The organism is Gordonia aquimaris, from assembly GCF_026262595.1.
Taxonomy (GTDB): Bacteria; Actinomycetota; Actinomycetes; order Mycobacteriales; family Mycobacteriaceae; genus Gordonia; species Gordonia tangerina.
Genome location: NZ_JAPKFM010000019.1, coordinates 88,131 through 111,594, shown reverse-complemented (window position 1 = coordinate 111,594; position 23,464 = coordinate 88,131). Strand labels below are relative to the sequence as shown.

Annotated in this window: 19 protein-coding genes; 11 read left to right on the top strand and 8 right to left on the bottom strand. The window is 66.0% G+C overall.

Annotation, left to right across the window (positions count from 1 at the left end; translation table 11 throughout):
- Positions 1–38: 38 nt before the first annotated feature.
- Together OSB52_RS17280 and OSB52_RS17275 are read right to left on the bottom strand one after the other, a co-directional pair.
- Positions 39–1,448 carry an amidohydrolase family protein gene (locus OSB52_RS17280; RefSeq protein WP_266062858.1) on the bottom strand — a complete coding sequence of 470 codons (1,410 nt, stop codon included), beginning with the start codon at positions 1,446–1,448 and terminating at the stop codon, positions 39–41.
- Positions 1,449–1,553: 105 nt separating this feature from the next.
- On the bottom strand, positions 1,554–1,739 hold the full coding sequence (locus OSB52_RS17275; protein WP_235721859.1) for a hypothetical protein: 186 nt from the start codon (positions 1,737–1,739) through the stop codon (positions 1,554–1,556).
- A 30-nt stretch (positions 1,740–1,769) separates the two neighbouring features.
- On the opposite strand from OSB52_RS17275, the gene OSB52_RS17270 reads away from it, so the two are divergent.
- Positions 1,770–2,420, top strand: a complete 651-nt coding sequence (locus OSB52_RS17270) for a GAP family protein (protein WP_266062857.1) — start codon at positions 1,770–1,772, stop codon at positions 2,418–2,420.
- A 104-nt stretch (positions 2,421–2,524) separates the two neighbouring features.
- Here OSB52_RS17270 and OSB52_RS17265 read toward each other — a convergent pair whose 3' ends face one another.
- The 3 genes from OSB52_RS17265 to OSB52_RS17255 form a co-directional block, all read right to left on the bottom strand.
- A complete protein-coding gene (locus tag OSB52_RS17265; protein WP_266062856.1) occupies positions 2,525–4,558 on the bottom strand; it encodes an HNH endonuclease signature motif containing protein in 2,034 nt (677 codons plus the stop codon).
- A 434-nt stretch (positions 4,559–4,992) separates the two neighbouring features.
- Positions 4,993–6,891: an alkyl/aryl-sulfatase gene (locus tag OSB52_RS17260; protein ID WP_266062855.1), complete on the bottom strand. Its 1,899-nt coding sequence runs from the start codon at positions 6,889–6,891 to the stop codon at positions 4,993–4,995.
- A gap of 123 nt (positions 6,892–7,014) precedes the next feature.
- Positions 7,015–8,013, bottom strand: coding sequence for a DUF389 domain-containing protein (locus tag OSB52_RS17255; RefSeq protein ID WP_266062854.1), 999 nt, complete (start codon positions 8,011–8,013; stop codon positions 7,015–7,017).
- 181 nt (positions 8,014–8,194) lie between these two features.
- On the opposite strand from OSB52_RS17255, the gene OSB52_RS17250 reads away from it, so the two are divergent.
- From OSB52_RS17250 to OSB52_RS17225, 6 genes are all read left to right on the top strand, one after another.
- The gene (locus OSB52_RS17250) at positions 8,195–9,784 is read left to right on the top strand and encodes an MFS transporter (protein ID WP_235721864.1); all 1,590 of its coding nucleotides are present in this window, start codon (positions 8,195–8,197) and stop codon (positions 9,782–9,784) included.
- 319 nt (positions 9,785–10,103) lie between these two features.
- Positions 10,104–11,366 carry an ABC transporter substrate-binding protein gene (locus OSB52_RS17245; RefSeq protein WP_266062853.1) on the top strand — a complete coding sequence of 421 codons (1,263 nt, stop codon included), beginning with the start codon at positions 10,104–10,106 and terminating at the stop codon, positions 11,364–11,366.
- Between the two features lie 100 nt (positions 11,367–11,466).
- Positions 11,467–13,494 carry an ABC transporter permease gene (locus OSB52_RS17240; RefSeq protein WP_235721866.1) on the top strand — a complete coding sequence of 676 codons (2,028 nt, stop codon included), beginning with the start codon at positions 11,467–11,469 and terminating at the stop codon, positions 13,492–13,494.
- Positions 13,487–14,398: an ABC transporter ATP-binding protein gene (locus OSB52_RS17235; protein WP_266062852.1), complete on the top strand. Its 912-nt coding sequence runs from the start codon at positions 13,487–13,489 to the stop codon at positions 14,396–14,398. The genes OSB52_RS17240 and OSB52_RS17235 overlap by 8 nt, the downstream gene beginning before the upstream one ends.
- On the top strand, positions 14,395–15,165 hold the full coding sequence (locus OSB52_RS17230; RefSeq protein WP_235721868.1) for an ABC transporter ATP-binding protein: 771 nt from the start codon (positions 14,395–14,397) through the stop codon (positions 15,163–15,165). The genes OSB52_RS17235 and OSB52_RS17230 overlap by 4 nt, the downstream gene beginning before the upstream one ends.
- A 70-nt stretch (positions 15,166–15,235) precedes the next feature.
- Positions 15,236–15,958, top strand: a complete 723-nt coding sequence (locus OSB52_RS17225; RefSeq protein WP_235721869.1) for a TetR/AcrR family transcriptional regulator — start codon at positions 15,236–15,238, stop codon at positions 15,956–15,958.
- Positions 15,959–16,028: 70 nt separating this feature from the next.
- Here OSB52_RS17225 and OSB52_RS17220 read toward each other — a convergent pair whose 3' ends face one another.
- Together OSB52_RS17220 and OSB52_RS17215 are read right to left on the bottom strand one after the other, a co-directional pair.
- On the bottom strand, positions 16,029–16,910 hold the full coding sequence (locus OSB52_RS17220) for an LLM class flavin-dependent oxidoreductase (protein WP_235722012.1): 882 nt from the start codon (positions 16,908–16,910) through the stop codon (positions 16,029–16,031).
- Between the two features lie 39 nt (positions 16,911–16,949).
- The gene (locus OSB52_RS17215; protein ID WP_266062851.1) at positions 16,950–18,536 is read right to left on the bottom strand and encodes an FMN-binding glutamate synthase family protein; all 1,587 of its coding nucleotides are present in this window, start codon (positions 18,534–18,536) and stop codon (positions 16,950–16,952) included.
- 528 nt (positions 18,537–19,064) lie between these two features.
- On the opposite strand from OSB52_RS17215, the gene OSB52_RS17210 reads away from it, so the two are divergent.
- Genes OSB52_RS17210 through ehuA form a run of 4 tightly spaced genes read left to right on the top strand, consistent with a single transcriptional unit; the run spans position 19,065 to position 22,096 of the window.
- Entirely contained in the window at positions 19,065–19,910 is an 846-nt protein-coding gene (locus OSB52_RS17210; RefSeq protein WP_235722014.1) for an ectoine/hydroxyectoine ABC transporter substrate-binding protein EhuB, read from the top strand.
- 20 nt (positions 19,911–19,930) lie between these two features.
- Positions 19,931–20,662, top strand: a complete 732-nt coding sequence (gene ehuC / locus OSB52_RS17205; RefSeq protein ID WP_235721870.1) for an ectoine/hydroxyectoine ABC transporter permease subunit EhuC — start codon at positions 19,931–19,933, stop codon at positions 20,660–20,662.
- Positions 20,659–21,303 carry an ectoine/hydroxyectoine ABC transporter permease subunit EhuD gene (ehuD, locus tag OSB52_RS17200; RefSeq protein WP_266062850.1) on the top strand — a complete coding sequence of 215 codons (645 nt, stop codon included), beginning with the start codon at positions 20,659–20,661 and terminating at the stop codon, positions 21,301–21,303. The genes ehuC and ehuD overlap by 4 nt, the downstream gene beginning before the upstream one ends.
- A 31-nt stretch (positions 21,304–21,334) precedes the next feature.
- Positions 21,335–22,096 (top strand): ectoine/hydroxyectoine ABC transporter ATP-binding protein EhuA, encoded by a 762-nt coding sequence (gene ehuA, locus OSB52_RS17195; RefSeq protein WP_266062860.1) that lies wholly within the window; start codon positions 21,335–21,337, stop codon positions 22,094–22,096.
- Between the two features lie 142 nt (positions 22,097–22,238).
- Here the strand turns inward: ehuA and OSB52_RS17190 are convergent, their stop codons facing one another.
- The gene (locus OSB52_RS17190) at positions 22,239–23,456 is read right to left on the bottom strand and encodes a DUF418 domain-containing protein (RefSeq protein WP_266062849.1); all 1,218 of its coding nucleotides are present in this window, start codon (positions 23,454–23,456) and stop codon (positions 22,239–22,241) included.
- Between the last annotated feature and the right edge of the window lie 8 nt (positions 23,457–23,464).

Here is a 23,464-nt window from a genome sequence, read left to right as displayed (position 1 = left end):
GTCCGGAGCGCTCGCGGAGGACCGTCACGAAGGGTGCCTCACGCTGTGGCCGACACCTGCACACGTCGACCGCGCACGTACACCTCGGCGATAGCAGGCTCTCGCAGACCCATCAGCAGTGCGAACAGTGTCTGATCGCGTGCGGTGCGATCGTCGTCGGCTCGAATGCCTTGTGTCAGAATCGCTTCCAGTGGTGGCCAACGATCGGGTTCGATAACGAGGAAGTCGGCTTCCTTGCCGTCGTCGAAGTTCCCGAAGCGGTCCTCCATATCGAGCGCGCGGGCACCGGCGAGGGTGCCGGTGAACAACATCTCGGCCGGGTGGATCGCCACACCGGCATCGCCGGGCTCGCTCAGATGCACCTTGAAGGCGTCGGACAGCACCCGGGAGATCAACCATTCGTCGCCGGCGCCAACGTCGCTGCCGGCCGCGACCGTGATCCCGGCGGCGAGCGTACGCTGCCACGGCATGGTTCCGGATCCCAGGAACAGTTGGGACACCGGGCAATGCGCGATCGACGTCCCGGTTTCCGCCATGCGGGCGAGCTCGGTGTCGGTGCAGTGCACCGCGTGTGCCATGATCGTGCGCCGACCCAGCAGGCCCGCACCGCCGACGCGGCTGCCCGGAAGGAACCGGCCGTCGTAGGTGTCGAGGTAGGACTCGACCCCGAAGAGTTTCTTGACGCTGTCGATCTCGCCGTCACCGGGCCGGTTGTTCTCGTTGAGGTGGGTGTGCACGTAGACCCCGCGGTCGCGGACGTCGGCGTAGAGCTCGCCCAGGTTGGCCAGGGTCTCGGTGGTCACCGACAGGGCGAACCGGGGCACGATGGCTGAGTGCAGCAGGGCGGTGTCGGGAGCGCCGGTGTCCGCCGCGTGCCACCGCTCGATCTCGGCTGCGGTGAGCTCGATGGCGTCACGTTCGGAGGTGAGCAGCGGCTCGGCCGACGGGCCGCCCACCGTTTGGATACCCCGCCCGCTGACCAGTCGCAGCCCCGCACGTCGGGTCTCGGCGAACAGGGCGTCCTGAGCGTGCGGAAAGGCGGAGCCGAACACCGTCGCGGCAGTGGTCCCGGCGGCAACCCGACGGGCGCAGAAGTCGCGAGCGATCCGGGTGGCGAAGTCCGGTTCGGCCAGCCGGGCCTCGGCCGGGAAGATGCACGAGTCGAGCCACTCCAGCAGTTGTCCGCCACCGTAGGCGTCGACCGAATAGGTCTGCGGAAAGTGGATGTGGGTGTCGACGAAACCGGGGATGAGGTAGGCGTCGCCGTGGTCACGGATCGTCTCGGTGGCGTCGACCGGTCGGTTGTCGCGCGGCCCGCAATAGGTGATGGTTCCGTCATCGTCGATGACGAGTGCGCCGTCGGGCAGCCAGACCAGCGCGTCGTCGGCGGCGGATGCCCGGGGACGTCCGGCGATATGGAAGATCTGGCCGAGGTGGGTGGTGCTCACCCGGAAACGAAAACACAGGATCGGCTGTTCGGCCGGATGAGCGTGAGGGCTCGTGCAGGTAAGATTCGCTACACCGCGGCCAGACGGATCGCCGGTGACGCCACCTCAGGGGGTATTCATGAAGCGCAGGATGAGCACGGCCTTGGGGGTCACCGCGGCGGTGTTGGGCCTTGGTCTGCTGTGTGCTCCGGCAGCGAGCGCCGCCACCGTCGAGCCACACCAGGCTGCCAGTCCCTTCGGTTCGGCGAGTATCTGTGTCACCATTCCGATCGGGCCGGCGACAGTGAACATCTGCGTCTGACACCGGACGGAGAGCATCGGATGGGATCTGTGATCGGCGAGTTGGTGCCGCTCGCGGTCGGCGTGGCGATCTCTCCCATCCCGATCATCGGTGTCATCGCGATGATGCTCGGACAGCACGCGCGCACCACCAGTGTCGGCTTCGTGCTGGGTTGGCTGGTCGGGATCGTGGCGGCCACGACGATCTTCCTGGTCGTCGGTGGGGCGCTCGATGAAAGATCATCGTCGAGCGGATGGGTGAAACTCGTCCTCGGGGTCATCCTGCTGCTGTACGGGTTTCGGACCTGGCGCAGCCGCGACGCCGAGAGCGCGCAGCCGCGGTGGATGTCTGCGATCGACAAGATGCGCGCTCCGGCGGCCACCGGTCTCGGAGTGGCGCTGGCGGCGGTCAACCCGAAGAACCTGGTGCTGTGTGCATCGGCGGGTGTCACGATTGGCTCCGCGTCACTGGCGTGGGGAGCCGATGCGGCGCTCGTGGCGATCTTCACGGTGCTGGCCGCGACGACGGTGGTGGTTCCCGTCGTCGCGTACCAGTTCGCCGCTGATCACCTGCGCGACCCGATGGACCGGCTCAAGGTGTGGCTGGAGGCCAACAATGCGACGGTCATGGGCGTGCTGATCCTGGTGATGGGTGCAGTGCTGATCGGCAAGGGGATCTCGGGACTCGGCTGACATTTGTGGCCCTGCGGGTTCTCGGGTTCAGGACCGTAAGGACGGTGGTTGTCACTGCTCAGGCGGACGCAGGGAAGACGACGCGGATAGTTTCGCGCCGCCGATCACCTGGGGTAGGTGACGATGGTCTGTCCGGTGCGGGCGTTGCGCCAGGAGATGGTGCGGTCGGTGTGCATGGTCGGTATCCACGGCCCGTCATGTTTACGGTCGTGGTCGGGTCGGCACAGCGGTGCGAGGTTGAACCCCACCGTCCAGCCACCGGCCACCGGGTCGGCATGGCAGAACTTGAGCAGGTGGTCGAGTTCGCATTCCTCGGACGGTCGCCCGCAGTACGGGTAACGGCAGCGCCGGTCGAGTTGAATGATCTCCGCGCGTAGCGCAGCCGACGGTCTATAGGTCAGTGCCCCCGGTGGTGGGGTGGCGAACCCACCGTGCCCGGTGGGGTCGATGGGTGGGGCTGGTGTGCGGTTGCCGAAGATGATCAGTCCGCTGGCGGTACGGATTTCACTCGGTCGGGCGGTGATGGTGGTGGCGTGTGGTGCGATTCGTGCGGCGTGGGCCGGATCGATGGCGCCGTAGCCCATCAGGCGGGTGGGGTCGAGGCCTGTGGGGTCGTGGAGCAGGGTCAGGCCGGGGACGATGAGGTCGGAGTCGGTGTCGGAGTCGGAGTCGGAGTCGCTGTCGGTTTCGACGGAGTCGTCGGCCGGTTCCGCGTCGGCGACGTCGGCGTCGTGCTCGGCAGGTGGTGCGGTGATGAACTCTCGTCGCGGTTTCGGGGAGGGCGCGACATCCTGAGCGGTGTCAACGGCATTGGTTCCGGTGCCGGATTGGCTACTCTCGCCGTTGTTGTCGATGTTCGAGTCGCTATCGCTGTCGCTGTCGACGGCAGTGTCTTCGTCGATGTCGGCGAGGGTGATCGGCTGTTCTTCTGCCGCGTCCGGCCCACCCATGGCGGGTTCGTCGGCGGTCTGGTCGGCTGTGTTGGTGTCATCCGCCGTGGTGGTGTCGACCGACGAGTCGCGGACACTGCTGTCACCGGCACTCGGGGTGGGTGCTGTCGCCGGTGTTGGGTTGTTGGTGCGAGTCTGGCGGGCGGGGCAGGTGTCGTCGCCGCAATGGCAACGCAGCTTGGCGCCGGGGGCTTTGATGATTTCGGCGAACGCGGCCACGCGTTGGGCTTTGATGCTGCGTCCATCGCGGCGGCACACCCGTCGGCTGATCAAGGCGCTGATGCGGTCACGCAGGTGTACGCCGTGTTCGGCGGGGATGCAGGCATCGACGGTCATGTGCCCGAAGGCTTCGTTACCGATCGTCACATCGCCGAACAGATCGGTGATGTCATCGTGGGCCTCGGCGGCTCGGTCGGGGTCGAGGCTGATGATGATGGCGTCGAGATCATCTCGCAGGGCGGTGTCGGTGGTGGGGCGGCTGGCCAGATCGAGCACCACATCGTCGAAATCCCACGGCTCATCCTCGTCGGCATCGACGGCGGCGGGATCGTCGGTGGCGGCAGGGTCGGTGGCGGCAGGGTCGGTCTCGGACGCAGCATCATCGGAGCCGCCATCATCAGTGCCGTCGCCGTCGGAGCCGTCGCCGTCGGTGCGCTCACCATCGGTGCCGGCGTCGAGGTCGGCTGCGGGGTCGTCGAGGTCGAGGGTGAGTTCCTCCTCGACATCCTTGCTGGCGGGTTCGTCGGTGTGGGCGTTGTCGACGAGGTCTGCCAGTCGCTCCCGCAGGTCGCCGGTGGGGCCGGTGGCGGCGCCGCGGATGGCCACACCCAGCCGGTGGGGCCTCAGGTCGCCGGCGCGGAAGGCATCACGGATCTTGGGGTGCTCGTCGAGTAGTTCATCGAGACCGACCCATTCACCGGCTTGACGTCGGGAAATACCCAACTGCAGCGAGATTTCGCCTTTCGCGGCTTTGTCGGCGGCGTTGCGGATTCGGTTCGGAACGAAATCGTTGTATCCGGCCAGGCGCTCGTTGTAGGTGGATTGCCCGATCTGGCGGGCGATCTGCATCGCGATGGCCTGGGCTTGGTTACTCAGCCGTAACAGGTCGCGACCGTACTGCGCCAATTCGTCGAGACTGCTGCTGGCCAGCAGGGCGTCGTCGGCGGCACGGTCGGTGAAGGTGAACACGAAACGCTCCTTTCCGGCGAAGACGGTCTCTGAGGTCTGGATGGGTTGGTGGGGAATCGAACTGCTGTCAGACTATCGGGTGGGTCTGACAACTTCGGGGCGTTGCGGGTGGGTGTGGATGGATCTGGTCGTTGATGTGTTGCTTCAGGATAGCGGTGGGGTGTGACAACTTTTGGTGCGTGAGTGTGGTTGTGTGGGTTGACCCTTCGTGACGTGGCCTTGCAAGCTCGGTCGCTCCTCAGAGATCAGGGGGCGCGGCCTCGCGAGCTCGGTCGCTCCTCAGAGGGCGGGCGTGACGCGTCCTCGTAGGCCGGTCGCTTCTCAGGGGGCGCGGCCTCGCGAGTTCGATCGCTCCTCGGGTCAGGGCTGCGCTTGTTCCTCGGCCGGTCCTCGGTGTCAGGAATCAGGTGAACACGATCGATCTCGAATCCCGATCACGGGGTGACGATGGTGAAATCCGGGTCCGGCGCATCGAGGTAGCCGACCAGTTCCCGGAACCTGTCGATGTCACCCTCCACGGTGGCCGACCGGACCTTGACCGCGTCGTCGAGGTCGACTCCACCGAGCAGGATCCCCATCAGCGTCGACTTGCTCAACGTGAATGTCACATCCGTGGCGTCGGCGGAATCGAGGGGGACGTCGAAGTGCACGAGCAGACCGTTGCGCAGTTCGGTGCGATGGCGACGATCGAGGCCCGTCAGCACCCAGTCGACGACGATGTGGGCGTCCCAACACGCCGGGCCGTCAACGCGGAGACTCACCGCATCGAACAACTGGTCCACCGACATCGCGCCCGCGATGTCCGCCGACGCGGTGGTGGTGGGCGTGCCGACGGGGCTGTTGCGCAATTCGTGGGCACCCATGAGATAGAAATTGCGCCAGGTGCCGTTCTCCGCGCCGTAGCCGAGCTGCTCGAAGGTGTCGGCCTGCAGCTGTTTCGCTTCGTCGTTGGTCGGGTCAGCGAAGATGACATAATTCAACACGGTTGCCGTCCAACGGAAGTCGCCGTCGTCGAAGGTGGCGCGCGCCTTGGTGATGACCTTGTCCACTCCGCCCATGAACTCCACATGACGGCGAGCCGACTCCTCGGGCGGATGCTCCCAGAGGTGCGCTGGGTTGCCGTCGAACCAGCCCATGTAGCGCTGATAGATGGCCTTCACGTTGTGACTCACCGAACCGTAATACCCGTGGGTGTGCCAGGCGTTCTCGAGCGCGGGCGGTAGCACGATGTCCTCGGCGATCTCCAATCCGGTTCTGCCCTGGTTCAACTGTCGCAGTGTCTGATCGTGCAGATAGCCGTACAGGTCTCGTTGCAGCGACAGGAATTCGGTGAGTTGCTCGGTGCCCCAGGTCGGCCAATGATGGGAGGCGAACAGCACATCGGATCGGGCGGCGAACATGGTGATGGCCTCGGTCAGGTACTTCGACCAGACGTGCGGATCGCGTACGAGGGCGCCGCGCAGCGTCAGGAGGTTGTGCAGGGTGTGGGTGGCGTTCTCCGCCATGCACAGTGCCCGCATCTGCGGGAAGTAGAAATTCATCTCCGCGGGCGCCTCGGTGCCCGGTGTCATCTGGAACTCGATGGTCACACCGTCGACGGTCTCGGTCTGCCCGGTGGTGGTGATGTTGAGCGTCGGCAGGATCAGGGTTGCCGTTCCGGTGGACGTCGATTGTCCGAGGCCGGCACCCACGGCGCCCTGCGGCCCACGCGGCAATGCGGCTCCGTACATGTACGCGGCGCGGCGTCCCATTGCCGTTCCGGCATAGACGTTTTCTGCGACCGCGTGCTCGACCATGCCGACCGGCGCGATGATCGCGCACTCCCCGGCGTCGACGGCCTCCTGGCTGATCACACCCTTCACGCCGCCGAAATGGTCGATGTGCGAATGGGTGTAGATGACCGCCTTCACCGGACGTGCGCCCCGATGCTTCCGGTACAGTCGCAATCCCGCTGCGGCGGTCTCGGCCGAGATCAACGGATCGATGATGATCACGCCCTCATCGCCCTCGATCACCGTCATATTCGACAGGTCGAGACCACGCAGCTGATAGATCCGCTCTACAACCTCGAAGAGCCCTTGCTGTGCCACCAGACCCGACTGACGCCACAGACTGGGATTGGCCGTGGGCGGGCAGTCCTCGGTGAGGAAGCCGAATTCGTCGCAATCCCAGGCCGTCGCACCGTCGGCCCGCGAGATCACGGCAGGGTCGAGCTTCGCGATGAGTCCGCGGGCCGCATCGTCGACATCACGCGTGTCGTCGAAGGGCAACGTCTCGCGCGCGTTCGAATTCGCGGCCGCCACTGCTTGACTGGCCTCACGGGGGCTCCCCACGGAGATCACCTCTGTTCTGTGGTTGTCGTGGACACACGGGTTCACACGCACCACGTGTAGCTCGCATCTCTACCATCGCAGAGCAGACGCCGAGTCGTCGGCAAAGTGGCCGACAGGTAAACATCAGTCGGCCTGCGTCCGTCCCCCGACGGTGTGCACCACGACGACCTGCGGATCCCACGGCACCAGGTCGTCGACGGTGTGCTGCAGGTCGTCCACCGGTGGAAGCTGCTGTGGCGCCAGCACGCTGATCGTCACCGCATTTCCGCTCCACGACACATCGGTCACTTCCGCGGTGTCATATCCGGCGTCGGACAACCACTGGTCGGTCGCGGTGGCAATCTGGCGGGACCAGAGCGACGACAAGGAGTTGGCCACCATTGGGATCGCGACCACGATGAGCGCGACGGTCAGCACCACATACGCACGTACACGCGGCCGCTGCGGACCCGCGCCGGCCTGCACGGCGAGTTCGGCGGCCTCGCGACCGTATCGTCCGATGGTCAGGATGATCGTGGCAGTGATGATCATGGCGATCACATTCGACGCGAACAGCACGAACGCGCCCAGCGCCAACGACGGCGCTCCCGAACCGAGACAGACCCCGACCACCCCGAGCGGCGGCACCAACGAGATGGCGATGGCGACGCCGGGCAGGACGTCGCCGACGTCGCGCCGGGTGATTGCGATGGCGCCGACCAGGCCGGTCGCGATGGCCGCCAAGAGGTCCACCAGGGTGGGGGAGGTGCGCCCGAGGACCTGCGAATTGGCCAGCACGTTGGTCGGGTTGGGCAACAGCTGCGCCATGACCGCGCCCAATGCGGTCACCAGCACCACCCCGATGACGATGTAGCCGACACTCGACAAGATCAGTCGTCCACGCGCGGTCACGATCCCGAGCCCGACGCCCAGGATCGGGGTGGACAGCGGTGCGACGATCATCGCGCCGATGACGGTGGCGGTGCTGTCGGCGACCACGCCGGCAACCGCGATGATCCCCGAGAGCGTGAGCATGATCCAGAATGCGGACTGCTTCGAGAGTCGTTCGCCGACCGAAAAATCGAGCCGTTCGGCCAGCTCATCGAGGGTGCGGCGTTGGGAGTCGGGGATGAGTGTGAGCACCGTTGTGGCGCCTTTCTTCTCGACGACACCACCGGGCCTGGTGTGTCTTTCGTCGGTGATCTTAGGCCGCAATCGCCGACAGGCCCCATCAGGCGGCGGAATGTCGCCCGAACGTGACTCCGGCAGTTCGAATTCCCTGGCGTGCGCATCCTCGGCGCTCGGATCGTCGTACTCTTGACGCGTGACGGCGCCCGTATCGAAGCCCGACGACGACGGTGTCGCGCCCGCGCGCGCGGGCCGAGTCCTGACCGCGCTGATCCTCGTGGCGGGGGTCGCCAACATCAATCTCGCGGTCGCCAACGTCGCTTTGCCCGACATCGGCGAGGCACTCGACGCCAGCTCCACGCAACTGAACCTCATCGCGGTCGGCTATTCACTCGGGCTGGCCGCCTCGGTGCTCTACTTCGGTGCCCTCGGCGACAGGTACGGCCGCAAACGCATGCTCGTGTTCGGTATGTCGCTGTCGATCCCGGCCTCGCTGGTGGCCGGATTCGCGCCGTCGTTCGAGGTGTTGTTCGGGGCCCGGGTGGTGGGCGGTATCTCAGCGGGCCTGGCGTTTCCCACCACTCTGGCGGTGATCACCGCCCTGTGGTCGGGCGCTCGGCGCACCAAGGCGATCGCGGCCTGGTCGGCTCTGGGCGCGGCCATCTCGGCGTCCGGCCCGGTGCTGTCGGGGGGACTGCTCGAAGTGTTCAAGTGGAACGCGGTATTCCTCGTCACCCTTCCGTTGGCCGTGATCGCCCTGATCGGCGCCTGGTTCCTCGTTCCCTCCGACAGCGGAGACACCGCCGCCACCGTCGACAACCTCGGCGGTGTCCTGTCGATCGTGCTCGTGGGCGCGACGGTGCTCGCGCTCAACTTCGCCCCGTTGGGTGACAAGGGCACCGCGGTAGTGATCCTCACCGCCATCGCACTCGTCGCTGCGCTGGGCTTCGTGGTGCGCCAACTCCGAGTCCGGGTACCGCTGTTCGACCTGCGGATCGCGCGTCGCCGAACCTTCTGGGTGGCGGCCGTCGGCGGCATCATCATTTTCGGCACCTTGATGGGTGCGATGTTCATCGGGCAGCAGTTCCTGCAGAACGTGTTGGGCTACTCCACGCTGGAGGCGGGCGCGATGATCCTGCCCGCGGCTCTGGCGATGGTGGTGGTGGCCCCACAGTCGGCCAAGCTCGTCGAGGCCCTGGGCTCCCGGTTCACCCTCCTGCTCGGCTACGCGTTCATCGTCGCCGGGTTGGTGGTCGCCTACCTCACCTGGGACGAGGGTGCGTCGGTGTGGGTCGTCATTGCCGCCTACTTCTTGATCGGTGTCGGTGTGGGCTTCGCCGGCACGCCCGCATCGCACTCGTTGACCGGGTCGGTGCCCGTGCAGCGCGCCGGCATGGCATCGAGTATGTCCGACCTCCAGCGTGACCTCGGTGGCGCCATCATGCAGTCGCTGCTCGGGGCCATCCTCACCGCGGGCTACGCGAAGTCGCTGTCGGCCTCGATTGCCGCGTCGCCGCAAGCCGACGAGATCACCGCGCAGAGCGAGGCCGCGCTCACCAAATCCTTCTCCAGCGCCGAGGTATTGGCGTCACGCTACCCGCAATATGCCGACCAGATCATCGCCGCCGCGCGAAATGCCTTCGTGGACGGCGATACTCGTGCCTACGGGGCGGCGATTGCGGTGGTGGTGCTCGGTGCCCTGATCGTTCTGTTCGGCTACCCCGGGCACGCCCGCGAGCGCGAGGCGATGGCGCGCTACGCCGCACAGCAGCGCCTGACGGACTGACCGGCCGCACCGCTTCGGGACCTCCTCTGGGCAGTGTCCGAAATGTGACGATAAGCATTGTCGCGATCGCACAGATCCGCACTTTCTGGGTCACTTGTCCCATCACTACCTGCGGGGTCACACTCGCGCACAGTGAATTTCACTTCGTGAAACAGCTTGACACCGGTGTAAGGCAGACGCTACTTTCCGAGTGGCCCAGATCACATCAGGCGGATCGGGCCACCGAACCGCCGCCGGTGGTCCGGTGCTCAAATCTGGAACTCGAAGCCCTACCGGGTCGAACAGTCGTGCCCGGAACCGGCGGGAAAGGCATGTGAGTATGCGTAGGAGAACTGGCCGCGTCTTCGCGGCCGCCGTGGCAGCGGCGTGTGTATTCTCCGTTGTCTCGTGCAGCAGCGACGATGACAGCGGTTCCGGCAGCACCGGGGTGGCCGAGGGGAGCGGAACCGCGGCCGCCGGTGACCCGATCCGGGTCGGCCTGTTCAATCCCTCGCAGGGGCCCGGCACCCAACCGGGTGTGACCACCGGCAAGGACGCCGCCGTCGAGTACATCAACAACCAGATCGGTGGGATCAACGGTCGGCCCATCGAGGTCATCGACTGCGGGATCGACCAGACCGCGCCGGAGTCCACGATCTCGTGCGCGAACCAGTTCGTCCAAGCAGGTGTCGTCGCCGCGATCGACGGATACAACTCCGAATCCCAGGCAGCGATGCCGATTCTCACCTCGGCCGGCATCCCGATGGTCGGCCAGATCCCGTTCAACACGGCGACCGGCGCCGAGGCGGCCAACCGGGTGTATTTCGGCCCGCCCGCGGCCGCGTTCCTCGTCGGATTCATGCAGTCCCTGAAGGCGGCCGAGAAGGAGTCCCTGACCCTCGCGAATGCCGATCTGCCGCAGGCGCATCAGGTGTTCGACACCCTCATGGTGCCGCTTGGGCAGCAACTGCAGATCGACGTCAAGGGGGTGTACTACCCGCCGGCCGGACCCAACTACACCGCGCTGGCCACCACTCTCGCCGACGGTGACCCCGCGGCTGCCGGCCTGATGACGTCGGCGAACGAGAACAACTGCACCAAGCTGTCGCAGTCGCTGCGGTCGGTCGGCTACCAGGGCACTATGTTCATGGCTGCGTGCACCGAGTTCATCGACACCATGGGTGCCCAGGCCGTGGGCGCGCAAACGTACTCGCCGATCTGGCAGCCGCCGGCGCTCGACTCGGCGCCTGAAGAGGTCAAGGAGAACGTGCAGATCTCCGAGCAGTACGTCGACGAGGCCGGAGGCAGCGGCGGCTTCTACGCCTACGGGATGTTCGCAACGCTCGTCGACTTCGTGAACGGACTGAACACAGCCGGCGTCACCGACTTCACCGGGCCGAGCGTGCTGGCCGGGCTGAAGGGGCTCATCGACTTCCAGAGCTTCGCCGGTCCGACTCTCACCTGCGGCAAGGAGACGACCCCGAACTGCACCACCGAGATGCTGCTGTTCGAGGTCACCGGTGACAACAAGACCGAACCGGTCGGCGGTGGCTACATCACGCCGAACCCGGAGGTCCTCAAGATGATCCCGGGCGCCATCTGAGTCCTCTCACACCGGGTCGGGTGGATGCCCCGGCATCCACCCGACCCGTCTCTTTCCGTGTTCGCGCGCTTCGCCGGCGCACCGATCGATTGGTTCGGTAATGGGGCAATTCCTGCAGTTCGTCTTTCTCGGTCTCTCGACCGGTGCGGTGTACGCCGTTCTCGCATCGTCGCTGGTCGGCGTGTACGCCGCGACCGGTGTCATCAACTTCGCGCAGGGCACGCTCGGGCTGTGGGCGGTCTACACGGTCGCCGCACTGCGTAGCGACGGAGAGCTGGTTCTCCCCATCGGTCACATCCCGATCGGTAGCGCCGACGACCCGGTCTCGATGGGCCCGGCGATCATCATCGGCGTGCTCTCGGCCGTTCTCTGGGCCATCGTTGCGCACTATCTCGTCTTTCGGCCGCTGCGGCATGCGCCGGTGCTGGCGCAGGTGGTGGCGTCGGTCGGTCTGATGCTCTTCATCCAGGCGCTCGTACATCTCCGCTTCGACACCGAAGGTCTGCTGGCCCTGCGGATTCTGCCCGACGACACGATCGAGTTCGCCGGCGCAGTCGTCAACGTCTCCGACCTGATCCTGGCCGGCATCGCGATCGTGATCGCCGCACTGTTCTGGGCATACTTCAAGCTCACCCGGCTCGGTGTGGCGACCCGCGCCGGCGCCGAGGACGAACTCGCCGCGCGGCTCGTCGGATACTCACCTGATCGTCTCGCCGCTGTCGTCTGGGTGATCACCGGCGCCGCAACGGGTCTGATCGCGGTCCTGGCTGCCTTCACGATCGGACTCAGCGTCACCAGCTACACCTTCTACGTGATCCCGGCTCTCGCCGTCGCACTACTCGGTCGACTCACATCCTTCGGAATCGCCTGCGCAGGTGGACTTTTCCTCGGAGCTTTCCAGGCGGTCATCACGTGGTTGACCACCAAGGACTGGTGGCCCGAATGGGCGCAGGCGGGCTTGGGTGATGCCGTACCGTTCGTCCTCATCGTCATCGCGCTGTTCCTGATGGGTGGACGGATTCCCTCCCGCGGTTCACTGGGCGAGGTGAAGATGCCTGCGGTCCGCATCCCACACATCCGTCCCATTCCGACGATCACCGTGCTGGCCGCGGTGACGGCCGCCATCTTCTTCACGGAGGGGACGTGGCGCTTCGGTGTCGTCACCTCGGTGATCTTGTCGCTGATCGCGTTGTCGCTGGTGTTGCTCACCGGCTATCTGGGTCAGATCTCGCTGGCGTCCATGGCTTTTGCCGGCGCCGCCGGGTTCGCGTTGTCGAAGCTGACGGTGAACTGGAATGTGCCCTTCCCGTTCAGCATCCTGTTCGCCGCGCTGATCGCCACCGGCTTGGGCATCCTGGTCGGCGTACCCGCATTGCGTATCCGTGGCGCCCAACTCGCCGTGGTCACCCTGGCCGCGGCGATCGCGATCCAGGGTTTCGTGTTCAACAATCCGGGAATCACCGCCTACGAGGGCAATCTGATCACGGATCCGACGCTGTTCGGAATCGATCTCGGTGTGCGTGACGGCACCAACCTGGTGACCCTGCGGTTCTCGCTGATGGTTCTCGTGGTGGTCACCATCGCCACGCTGGCGGTGATGCGTCTGATGGCCGGGTCCACCGGGCGTGCCTTCCTGGCGGTGCGATCCAACGAGCGAGCCGCGGCCGCGGTCGGGATCAACGTGGCATCGACCAAGTTGCTCGGCTTCGCGCTCTCGGCCTTCCTCGCCGGCGTCGGCGGCTGCCTGATTGGCTACAGCCGAGGCCAGCTGTCGGCGGGATCGTTCACCGTGATGGTCGGTCTGATCCTGCTCGCCATGACCTATGTCGGCGGCATCACGTCGGTGTCCGGTGCATTCATCGCCGGCATCGTCGGACCGCTTGGTGTGGGCTACGTCTTCCTCAACCAGACGTTGGCCCTCGGTGAGTACTACGAGATCATCGCTGCGGCAGGCCTGTTGCTGGCGGCGATCCTCAATCCGGTCGGCATGGCCGGCGCGTTCACCGAGCTCGGCGACAAGTTGCGCCGGCGACATACGCACGCGGACACCCCGGCCGACGACAGCGGCGATGGTGCGGCCGCACCGCTCGTCACCCCTACGACCTCAAAGGCGGGCCTTCATGCCTGACAGCGCGACAACCGTAGCCGCCCCCGACGCCGAGCCGTTGCTGCGCACCCGCGGGCTCTCGGTGCACTACGGCGGTGTCACCGCCAATGCCGACATCGACCTCACCGTCGGAGCGGGGGAGATCGTCGGACTGATCGGCCCCAACGGTGCCGGCAAGACGACCTTCGTCGATGCGGTCACCGGCTTCGCGCGCTCCAGCGGTGAGGTGACCCTGTCCGGGCGGCGCATCGACCGTGCCGGGCCGCACCGTCGGCGCCGCGCGGGTATGGCGCGTACCTGGCAGGCCGGAGAGCTGTTCGCCGACTTGACCGTCGCCCAGAATCTGGCTGTCGCGGTGCAGCGGGTTGGACTACGCGCCATGGTCCTCGACGTGGTGAACGGTTCCCGACCGCCGGCCGGTGTCGTGGAGAAGGCGCTCGACGTCGTCGGCCTGACCGACGTCGCCGATCGCCGACCGGACGAACTGACGCTGGGGCAGCAGAAGCTGGTCGGTGTAGCCCGCGCGCTCGTCGGCGATACCGGGTTGGTCCTGCTCGACGAGCCGGCCGCCGGACTCGACACGCACGAGAGTCGTGAGTTCGGCGGCGAGTTGCGCCGGATCGCCGCGACGGGTGTGGGCATCCTGCTCATCGACCACGACATGTCGCTGGTTCTCGATGTCTGCGACCGGCTGTACGTCCTCGATTTCGGGCGCGTGATAGCGGCCGGGCCGCCGGCGGAGATCACGAACGACCCGGCCGTGGTTGCGGCCTACCTCGGTAGTGCTGAGGTACAGGCCGAGTCGGATTCGGGCGCCGACGATCCGGCACCCGACACATCGGCCGGCACCGTAATGACCCCGGTGGAATCGACCACTACGGACGAGACTACGACAGAATCGACCACTACGGAGGAGACACGATGACAACGCCGACAGTCGCCGACGGCGCGGTCACGGACTCCGCCGCAGCCGCTCCAGTTCTGTCCCTGGATCGAGTCACCGTCGGTCACTACGGCGTACCCGCGGTGCGTGAGCTGACCTTCGAGGTTCGGCCTGGTGAGATCCTTGCGTTGCTGGGGCCCAACGGCGCGGGAAAGACCACGACATTGCTGTCAGCGGTGGGCGCGCTCCCTCTGATGTCGGGTCAGATCACCGCATTGGGTGAACCGATCGATCATCGTGTCGAGCGCAATGCGCGCCGCGGGGTGACGCTGGTGCCCGACAACCGCGGCTTGTTCCACCGTCTGTCCGTCACCGACAATCTGCGGTTGGCGCGACGCAAGGGTGGGCCGCAGGTGGATGTGGTCTTTGAGTACTTTCCCAAGCTGAAGACGTTGCGCGGCCGACGGTGCGGCAACCTGTCCGGCGGTGAGCAGCAGATGCTGGCCCTGGCGAAGGCATTGTTGACGCGGCCGTCCGTGTTGCTCATCGATGAGCTGAGCCTCGGTCTGTCGCCGGTGGCCGTCCAGGATCTGTTGCCGCGGCTGCGCAGCATCGCCGACGAGCAGAGCATGGCAGTGGTGTTGGTCGAACAGCACATCGACCTGGCGCTGGGCATCGCCGACTCGGCCATCGTGATGCACCACGGGCGGGTTGCGTTGGGGGGCTCGGCCGATGACCTGCGGGCCAGTCGGGATAAGGTCGAGGCCGCCTATTTCGGTCGGTTGGGTGGCACGGACACCCCCGGCTGAGGGTGTCGGGGGCAATGGAGTCCACATCGGTCTGGCCACCCGGACCACGAGGTGATATCAGGAGCCCACAGTGAACAAGCCCGGGCGGACGGGCGCATCGCGTCGTCGTTCGCGACCGCGCAGCACCCGCAATCGACCCACCGATGACCAACTGTTGGACGCCGCCCGGGCGGTCATCTCCGAACACGGGGTCGAACGGTCGACGATGGACATGATCGCCGAACGCGGCGGCACCACCCGGGTGACGTTGTACGCACACTTCGGGTCGCGTGATGCACTGGTCGACCGGCTGATCGAACGGGAGTTGGGCAACTTCACCGACTGGATGGCGGCTGCCTACGACGAAAGCGAAGACTGGTCGTACGGCGCCCGGGCGCGACACTCGGTGGAGGCGACCTTCGACTTCGCGCGGAGCAATCCGGAGGGGTTGCGGCTCCTCCTCGGGCACCGGCAGGAGGCCGAGGATCCCGGCCGTCGGCTCTACACGACGCTCGAACCGCGGGTCGCCGCTCGTTTGCGTCAGAACTACGCCGAACGCGGCGCCGAGATCGCGGCGAGCGCCGATACCCTGGCGTCGCTGCTGATCGGGATCAGTCTCGATGTCGCATATCGTGCGTTGATCGTTGATCGCGCCGACATCGACGTCGCCTGCGAGATCGCGGTGTCGGCCACCCTCGGAGTGTTGCGCGCGGTCTCACCCGAGCAACTGCTCGCGTTGGACGCCTCGCTTGCCGAAGGCGTCGTAGACCCGGACTCGGCGACCGGGTCGTCGCGCATCCACATAGAGAACTGACAACCACGGGGGTTGCTACTCACGTGGATGTCAGCTCCCCATGTGGGTGTCGGCGGCCGATCGGATCGGATCAGCCAAACGCGGCGGCCACCTCGGCGGCACGTCGGAGCTGATCCGGATCAGAACTCGTCGGGATCAGCTGGACCTCGTCGGTGCCGATGGCAGCGAACCTCCGTAGTGTCTCGACCAGCTCGTCCTCAGTGCCGGCCCACCCCGTGGTGGGGGCCATGGCGTCGACGAACTCGGTCGGAATCCAGTTCATGTAGTGGCGGAGGTGTCGGTGGATCTGCTCTCGCGGACCGTCACCGGTGCCGAGTGCGAACCAGAACGAGGTCGCCAGATGTGGACGGCGCCGCCCGGCGTCGGCCCACGCGCGACGCGCGACGTCGAACAGTTCGGCCTGTCGATCCAGGTTCAGATCCAGGGTCACCCCGGCCACCCCATCGGCCCATCCGGCGGCGCTGCGAATGGTCTTGGGTCCGGTGGTGCCGACGTGCAGCTCGGGTCCGCCGGACTGCGGCGGCGTGGGACCGACGGGGAGCATCGAGTCGGTGATCTTCTCGCCCGCCCACACCCGGCGCATCGTGGTCACACGGTCGGTCAATCCGCGGATCGTCTGCGTGCCGGTGTCGGCGCCGACCGCGTGATAATCCTCATGCCGTCCGCCGATCCCGAGGCCGACGGTCAGCCGTCCGCCGCACAGCATGTCGCCGGTGGCCAAGGCCTTGGCCAACATCACCGGGTCATGGAGCTGCGGCACCACCACCGTCGTCACGAGCCGTACGCGCTCGGTCCAGGCGGCCAGCGCACCGAGCAGGGTCAGGGTGTCCGGGTTGTCGAAGGCGATGCGCTCTCCGAAGCACAACGATGAAAAGGACCCTCGGTCGATCTCGGTCGCCCACGTCCGCAGGACATCGGCGTCGAGCCCCGGTTCCATCACCGGCAAGGTCATTCCGATCTGCACGACACCGATTCTGACAAATCGTCGGGCTCAGTTGCCGGCGCTCGGGGCAAACGAATCCGGATCGGCGCGCGTCCAGTCGTCGATCCACGACTCGGGTGGGTCGTCGAGTAACTGACCGGGTGTCAACCACTCGTAGATCTCGGCGTAGGAACGTTGCTCGGTGGCCGAGACGCGTTTGCGGAGCAGATGCGGGCCGAGCTCGGCGGGGTCGCGCACCCCGAGAGAAGCCATCAACCGCATCGCTTCGTCGACGGTCGCCTGGTGATATCGAAACGCGCGGTCACTCTTGTCGTCGACGTCGAGCGCGCGGGCGCGACGCCGATCCTGGGTGGCCACGCCCACCGGGCAGTGGTTGGTGTGGCACCGCTGAGATTGGATGCAACCCACGGCCATCATCATCGGTCGTGCGGCATTGGTGTAGTCGGCTCCCTGGATGAGTCTTTTGACGATGTCGTTGCCGGTCGCGACCTTGCCGCTGGCACCGATCCGGATGATGTCGCGCAGCCCGGTCCCGACCAGCGCATTGTGTACCGTCATCAGTCCGTCGGTCAGCGGCAACCCGACGTGGTCCTCGTACTCCAGCGGTGCCGCGGCGGTACCACCTTCGGCGCCGTCGACCACGATGAAATCCGGCGCGATCGACTCCGCGCGCATCGCCTTGCAGATGGCCAGCACGTCGACTCGCGATCCCACGCACAGCTTGAAGCCGATCGGCTTTCCGCCGCTGAGCTCGCGCAGGCGGGCGATGAAGCCGACGAGTTCACGAGGTGTGGAGAACTCCGAGTGACCGGCCGGGCTGACACATTTCTGTCCCTCGGGCACGCCGCGGTAGCGGGCGATCTCTGCGCTGACCTTCGCCGCCGGCAGCACGCCACCGATGCCGGGTTTGGCGCCTTGGCTGAGCTTGATCGAGATGGCTTTGATCTGTTCGGTGGCCGCCTTGTCCGCGAACTGGTCGGGATCGAAGTGTCCCTCGTCGGTGCGGGTGCCGAAGTAGCCGGAGCCGATCTCCCAGATGACGTCGGCACCACCGAGGTGATACGGCGTGAGGCCACCCTCGCCGGTGTCATGGGCGAACTCGCCTCTGCGTGCGCCGTTGTTCAAGGCGCGCAAAGCGTTACCTGATAGTGCGCCAAAGCTCATCGACGAGATGTTGAGCAGCGACATGGCGTACGGTGCGGCGCAGTCCGGGCCGCCGACCGACACCCGGAATGGATGGGGCGGCGGCTCGACCGGCGCGGTGGAATGCACCAGGTATTCGTAACCGGCCCTGTCGATGTCGCGTTCGGTGCCGTAGGACAGCTCGGCCGCGGTGCCCTTGGCGCGCTCGTAGATCAACGAGCGGACATCCCGATCGAACGGCCGACCATCGACGTTGCGCTCGATGAAGTACTGCTGCAACTCGGGCCGCACCGATTCGAGCAGGAATCGCAGATGGCCGACGACGGGGTAGTTGCGCAACACCGAGTGGCGGCGCTGGACCAGATCGTAGACGCCGAGCGCGGCGAGCGCCCCCACGATCACCGTGGGAATGAGCCAGCCCCACCACACCGCCGACGCCGCGCCGCACCCGATGGCCGCCAGGACCAGACCCGCAACGCACAGGATTCGCATCGCTCGCACACCTCCTGCCCGAGCTTAGCCACGATGCTCCGGCCGCAAACCCGTTGCACGCACCAGCCGTGACGACCGTGTGAGCTCCTCGGTGCGCTCGTGCTGCCTAGGTCGAAGGTGCGCGAACACAACGCGAGAGACGTCGGCGTCGGATCGGATGGTGTCGACGAATACCACCCGGATTCGTTTTCTGCACAAATGGTTTCACCCAATGACAACCCGATACCGTGTGTGCTGTCAGAAGAAAACGGTCGGACGGGGATGGGCTCGCGAAACCCGGAGGTGGGAAGCCCTTTTGGCGCCATCGTCAGGATGGGCGGGATGAGGGCCGCCTGAGCGCCACCTGAGATCCGTGTTAGGTTCACTAGGCGTACGAAGCGATCAAATCGGAGAAGTTGGGCGTCGGTTCGGTGACCGGAGCGCGGGCTCTGGCCTGTACGGCGGGTGCGTCCCGGCTGTTACCGGAAGGCTGAGTTCATGGCATTGTCTGCAATGAAGAAGACCCTGCATCGTCGATCCGTCCGGACCATGGCGGCTGCAGTCCTGGTGGGCGCGAGTCTCGCGGCGTGTTCATCGACCGATTCCGGCGGCGATTCCAGCCTGTTGGAACAGTTGCAGGACGAAGGGGTCGTCACGGTCGGCTTCGCCGGTGAGGCGCCGTATTCGTTCGAGGAGAACGGGCAGCTGACCGGCGCGACCGTCGCCCTGCACCGCGAGATCTTCGGCAACCTCGGCATCGAGACCGTCGAAGGCGTCAACGCCGACTTCGGTGCGCTCATCCCGGGTCTACAGGCCAACCGGTTCGACGTGGTCAGCGCCGGTATGTCGATCCTGCCCGAGCGTTGCGAGCAGGCCTCGTTCAGCGATCCCGAATTCAACTACACGACCGCTCTGATGGTGCCCACCGGCAATCCGATGAACCTCACCGACATGCAGTCGGTGGCCGAGAGCGGCGCCCGCCTGGCCACCATGACCGGCGCGATCGAGTCCGACTATGCGTCGAGCCTCGGCATCGACAGCATGCAGGTGGCCACCCCGCAGGACGGGATGGACGCGGTCACCTCGGGACGCGCCGACGTCTTCGCACTCACCGGCATCTCGCTGAACTGGATGAAGAACAACAACCCGGACGCCCCGGTCGATGTGACGCCGTCCTTCGTCGCCGTCATCGACGGAGTCCCGCAGGTCGGCGCGGGCGGCACGGTCTTCCGCACCGATGATCAGGACCTGCTCGACGCCTACAACTCCGAACTCGAGAAGATCACCTCCGATCCGGAGAAGTACCTGTCCATCGTCGGTGAGTTCGGGTTCACCGAAGAGGAGCTGCCCGATCCAGAGCTGACCACCGAGGATCTGTGTGCCGGCAACATCTGAGGGGCGACGAGTAACGACTCGTGGGTGACAACTTCGACGCCTTCCTGGATGCGTGGCCGCGCATCTGGGAAGGCATACTCACCACTGTTTACCTGACCCTCGGTGGGGCTGCGCTGGCGTTTGTGCTGGCGCTCGTTCTGGGGGTGGCGGCGGGGGCGCGTCAGATCGCGATCCGCGGGACCGCTCGGGTGATCGTGGAGTTCTTCCGCGGCACATCGCTTTTGGTGCAGCTGTTTTGGCTGTTCTACGTGCTGCCGTTGTTCGGTTACGAACTCGACCCGATGTTCTGTGGCATCCTCGCGCTCGGTCTGAACTACGGCGCGTACGGCGCGGAAGTGGTGCGCGGGTCGCTGGCCGCGATTCCCGCTCCGCAGCGTGAAGCCGCTGTGGCGCTGAACTTCTCGGCCTGGCAGCGGTTGCATCGGGTCATCTTCCCGCAGGCGTGGGTGCAGATGATCCCGCCGATGAACAACCTGCTGATCCAATTACTCAAGGGCAGTGCCCTCGCGAGTTTCATTCTGCTGCAGGATCTGACGTATCAGATCGAACAGCTGCGCCGCGGCACCGGTGACACGCTGTTCTCCTTCGGTATCGGTCTGATCCTGTACTTCTGCATCGCCTACGTGCTGACGCTGTTCATGAATCTCCTCGAGATGCGTGCCAAGTCGCGCCTGGGCGTGGGCCCGACGCTGCGCGAGGTGCTCAGCCTGCGACCTGAACGGGTCGACGAGAACGTGGGGGTGGGCCGATGAACGTCGACTGGAGTTGGCAGCGCGCCTGGGACTGCCTGCCGATCTTGTTGGAAGGCTTCAAGATCACCTTGCTCGCCACGGTGCTGGGCTTTGTGATCGCGGCGGTACTGGGGTTGGCTATCGCGGTACTCCGTCGAACCGGGCCCGCTGCGATCAGCGTCCCGATCCGGGCGATCTGCGAGTTCATCAGGCTCACCCCGCTGGTGGTGCAGTTGCTGTTCGCCTATTACCTGCTGCCGCAGTTCAGTGCGCTGCAGATCGGCATCGTGGTGCTCGGCATCCACTATTCGACGTACATGGCCGAGGTGTATCGCGCCGGCATCGACTCGGTGCCGAAGGGACAGTGGGAGGCGGCGCACGCGCTGTCGTTGCCCACCGCGCGGACCTGGCGTGCGGTCGTGTTGCCGCAGGCCATCCGCAACACGACGCCCGCCCTGGGCAATTACGCGATCTCCATGTTCAAGGACACGCCGTTCCTGTTTGCGATCACCGTGGTCGAAATGGTCACTGCGGCGCAGCAGTACGGTGCCCGCACCTTCCAGTACCTCGAACCGATCACCATCGCCGGTGTCATCTTCCTGATCGCCAGCTATCCCACATCCATCCTGATCCGAAAGCTGGAGAAGTCCCTTGCCTACTGAGCAACTCCCCACCGAACCGTCGTCGGACGCGATGATCGTGTTCGACAAGGTCGTTAAACGCTTCGGCGACCACGTGGTGCTCGACCACCTCGACTTCCGGGTCGAGCGCGGGGAACGGGTGGCCCTGATCGGTCCCAGTGGCTCCGGCAAGACCACGATCCTGCGCCTGCTGATGACCCTCGAGAACGCAAACGGCGGAGTGATCTGGGTCGAGGGTGATCCACTGACCCATCAGTTCAAGGGCGACAAGTTGGTGAAGCCTTCACAGAAGCACCTGCGTGCTGTCCGCTCCAAGATCGGCATGGTGTTCCAGCAGTTCAATCTGTTCCCCAACATGACCGTGCTGGAGAACATCACCGAGGCGCCGATCCACGTGCTGGGCAAGAGCAAGGCCGAGGCGGCCGAACGTGCCCGGGAACTGCTCGCCACCGTCGGCCTCCAGGACAAAGAGGACGCGCACCCCACCAAACTGTCCGGCGGCCAGCAGCAGCGCGTGGCCATCGCCCGGGCGTTGGCGATGGACCCCGACATCCTCCTTCTCGACGAGGTCACCTCGGCGCTGGACCCGGAACTGGTGGCCGACGTGCTCGGCGTGCTGCGGCGCATCGCCGAGACCACCGACATCACCATGCTCATCGTCACCCATGAGATGGGCTTCGCACGCGACGTCGCCGACCGGGTGCTCGTCTTCGACCAGGGGCGCATCGTCGAGGAGGGCGATCCGAAACAGATCTTCACCGCCCCGCGTGAGGAGCGGACCCGGTCATTCCTGAAGGCCGTTGTGGATCACTGAGTGTCGCGGTGGTGTGCGGGTAGCAGCGCCCTCCGACCGGTTTGTGTCCGAGCAGACCCGTGATCTTGGTGAGTGCTACCAGATCATTGCCGAGATCTGGGACGTCCCCGCAGATCGTCTGGGCGACTGCGACCTCATGGTCTCACGAGGAGGCATTCGTCGGGGTGTGGTTCGCCGGTTCGGTGGTCCGCATCCGCTCAGGCCGGTGTAGTCGCGCATAGCTGCTGTGCCAGAGCCGTTCCAGGGGACCGCGATCGAATCGCCGGAGCCACAGCCGCGCGAGCACCATCAGCACTACGGTGATGCCGAGGAACAGCCCGATCGTCGCGGGCACGACCGTGGTCGGGTCGAGGCGTGCGGCCAGGCCGAGTCCCCACCCGTAGCAGATGGCGCCGGCCAGTGCGTTCTGGAAGACGTAGCAGCTCAACGCCGTCCGGCCGATCGGCGAGAGGGCGCGGCCGAGGATCCCGGGTGTCCGGCCGTCCGCGTAGAAAGCCGCGATCGCCGCGAGGATCCCGAGTGCGACGATCGGCGCGAGCAGGTAGCGGCCGACGATCAGGCCGGCGTCGCCGCCGGTGATGCCGACGACGAGGTCGAGCGGGAACGCGACGCCGAGTCCGACGATCATCAGCCGCCTCCGCAGCCGGCCGGCCGACGGTACGCGTGTCGTCGGCTCGAGGACGCCTGCCCGCAGGAGGGCGGCGCCGACGAGGAACAGCGCCACCGACATCGGCAGGATCAGGACGACCTCGGCACGGAACAGCGCGATGTGCGCGGCACGGAACACGACGAGATCGAGGAACGAGCCGTCGGCGTACGGATTGGGTGACAGCGGTTGTGCTCGGTCGGTCGGTGGGGCGGTCGCGAGCGCGGCGACGATCAGCGTCAGCAGCAGCACATGGATGACTGCGGCAGTGATCAGCGCGACGTGTTGTCGTCGGATGGTCGTCGACAGGATGAACGCCACGATCAGGCCGGTGACCGCGTAACCCATCAGGACGTCGAACTCGGTGAAGAGGAAGTAGTTGACCGTGCCGTCGACGAAGAGCAGTGCCGCGCGCCACGGATAGCCACCGGGCCATGATTCGCCACGACGTTCCGCGGAACGCTGTTGGATGGCGAGTCCGATGCCGAACATGATCGTGAGCAGGCCGAGGAACTTGCCCTGTGCGAGCTGTTGCAGGACGTCCTGGACCACGGACCACGCCCCGGTCGCCTCGTGGGTGCCGTTGAGATAGCCGACCAGACCGTCGACATTCGTGAAGATCCAGATGTTGGTGGCCAGCGTCCCGAGAATGGCGACGCCACGCAAGACGTCGAGGGCGGCGAAGCGTCGGGGCGCGGTGGGCAGGTCCGTCACAGTTCCTT

What these genes read in the sequence shown, in the direction of transcription:
- OSB52_RS17220 (WP_235722012.1), bottom strand. Translation starts at nt 16,910, where the DNA reads ATGACCTTGCCGGTGATGGAACCGGGGCTCGACGCCGATGTCCTGCGG.
- OSB52_RS17210 (WP_235722014.1), top strand. Translation starts at nt 19,065, where the DNA reads ATGGCGGCTGCAGTCCTGGTGGGCGCGAGTCTCGCGGCGTGTTCATCG.
- ehuA (WP_266062860.1), top strand. Translation starts at nt 21,335, where the DNA reads ATGATCGTGTTCGACAAGGTCGTTAAACGCTTCGGCGACCACGTGGTG.
- OSB52_RS17240 (WP_235721866.1), top strand. Translation starts at nt 11,467, where the DNA reads ATGGGGCAATTCCTGCAGTTCGTCTTTCTCGGTCTCTCGACCGGTGCG.
- OSB52_RS17245 (WP_266062853.1), top strand. Translation starts at nt 10,104, where the DNA reads ATGCGTAGGAGAACTGGCCGCGTCTTCGCGGCCGCCGTGGCAGCGGCG.
- OSB52_RS17215 (WP_266062851.1), bottom strand. Translation starts at nt 18,536, where the DNA reads ATGCGAATCCTGTGCGTTGCGGGTCTGGTCCTGGCGGCCATCGGGTGC.
- OSB52_RS17270 (WP_266062857.1), top strand. Translation starts at nt 1,770, where the DNA reads ATGGGATCTGTGATCGGCGAGTTGGTGCCGCTCGCGGTCGGCGTGGCG.
- OSB52_RS17275 (WP_235721859.1), bottom strand. Translation starts at nt 1,739, where the DNA reads ATGTTCACTGTCGCCGGCCCGATCGGAATGGTGACACAGATACTCGCC.
- OSB52_RS17230 (WP_235721868.1), top strand. Translation starts at nt 14,395, where the DNA reads ATGACAACGCCGACAGTCGCCGACGGCGCGGTCACGGACTCCGCCGCA.
- ehuD (WP_266062850.1), top strand. Translation starts at nt 20,659, where the DNA reads ATGAACGTCGACTGGAGTTGGCAGCGCGCCTGGGACTGCCTGCCGATC.
- OSB52_RS17235 (WP_266062852.1), top strand. Translation starts at nt 13,487, where the DNA reads ATGCCTGACAGCGCGACAACCGTAGCCGCCCCCGACGCCGAGCCGTTG.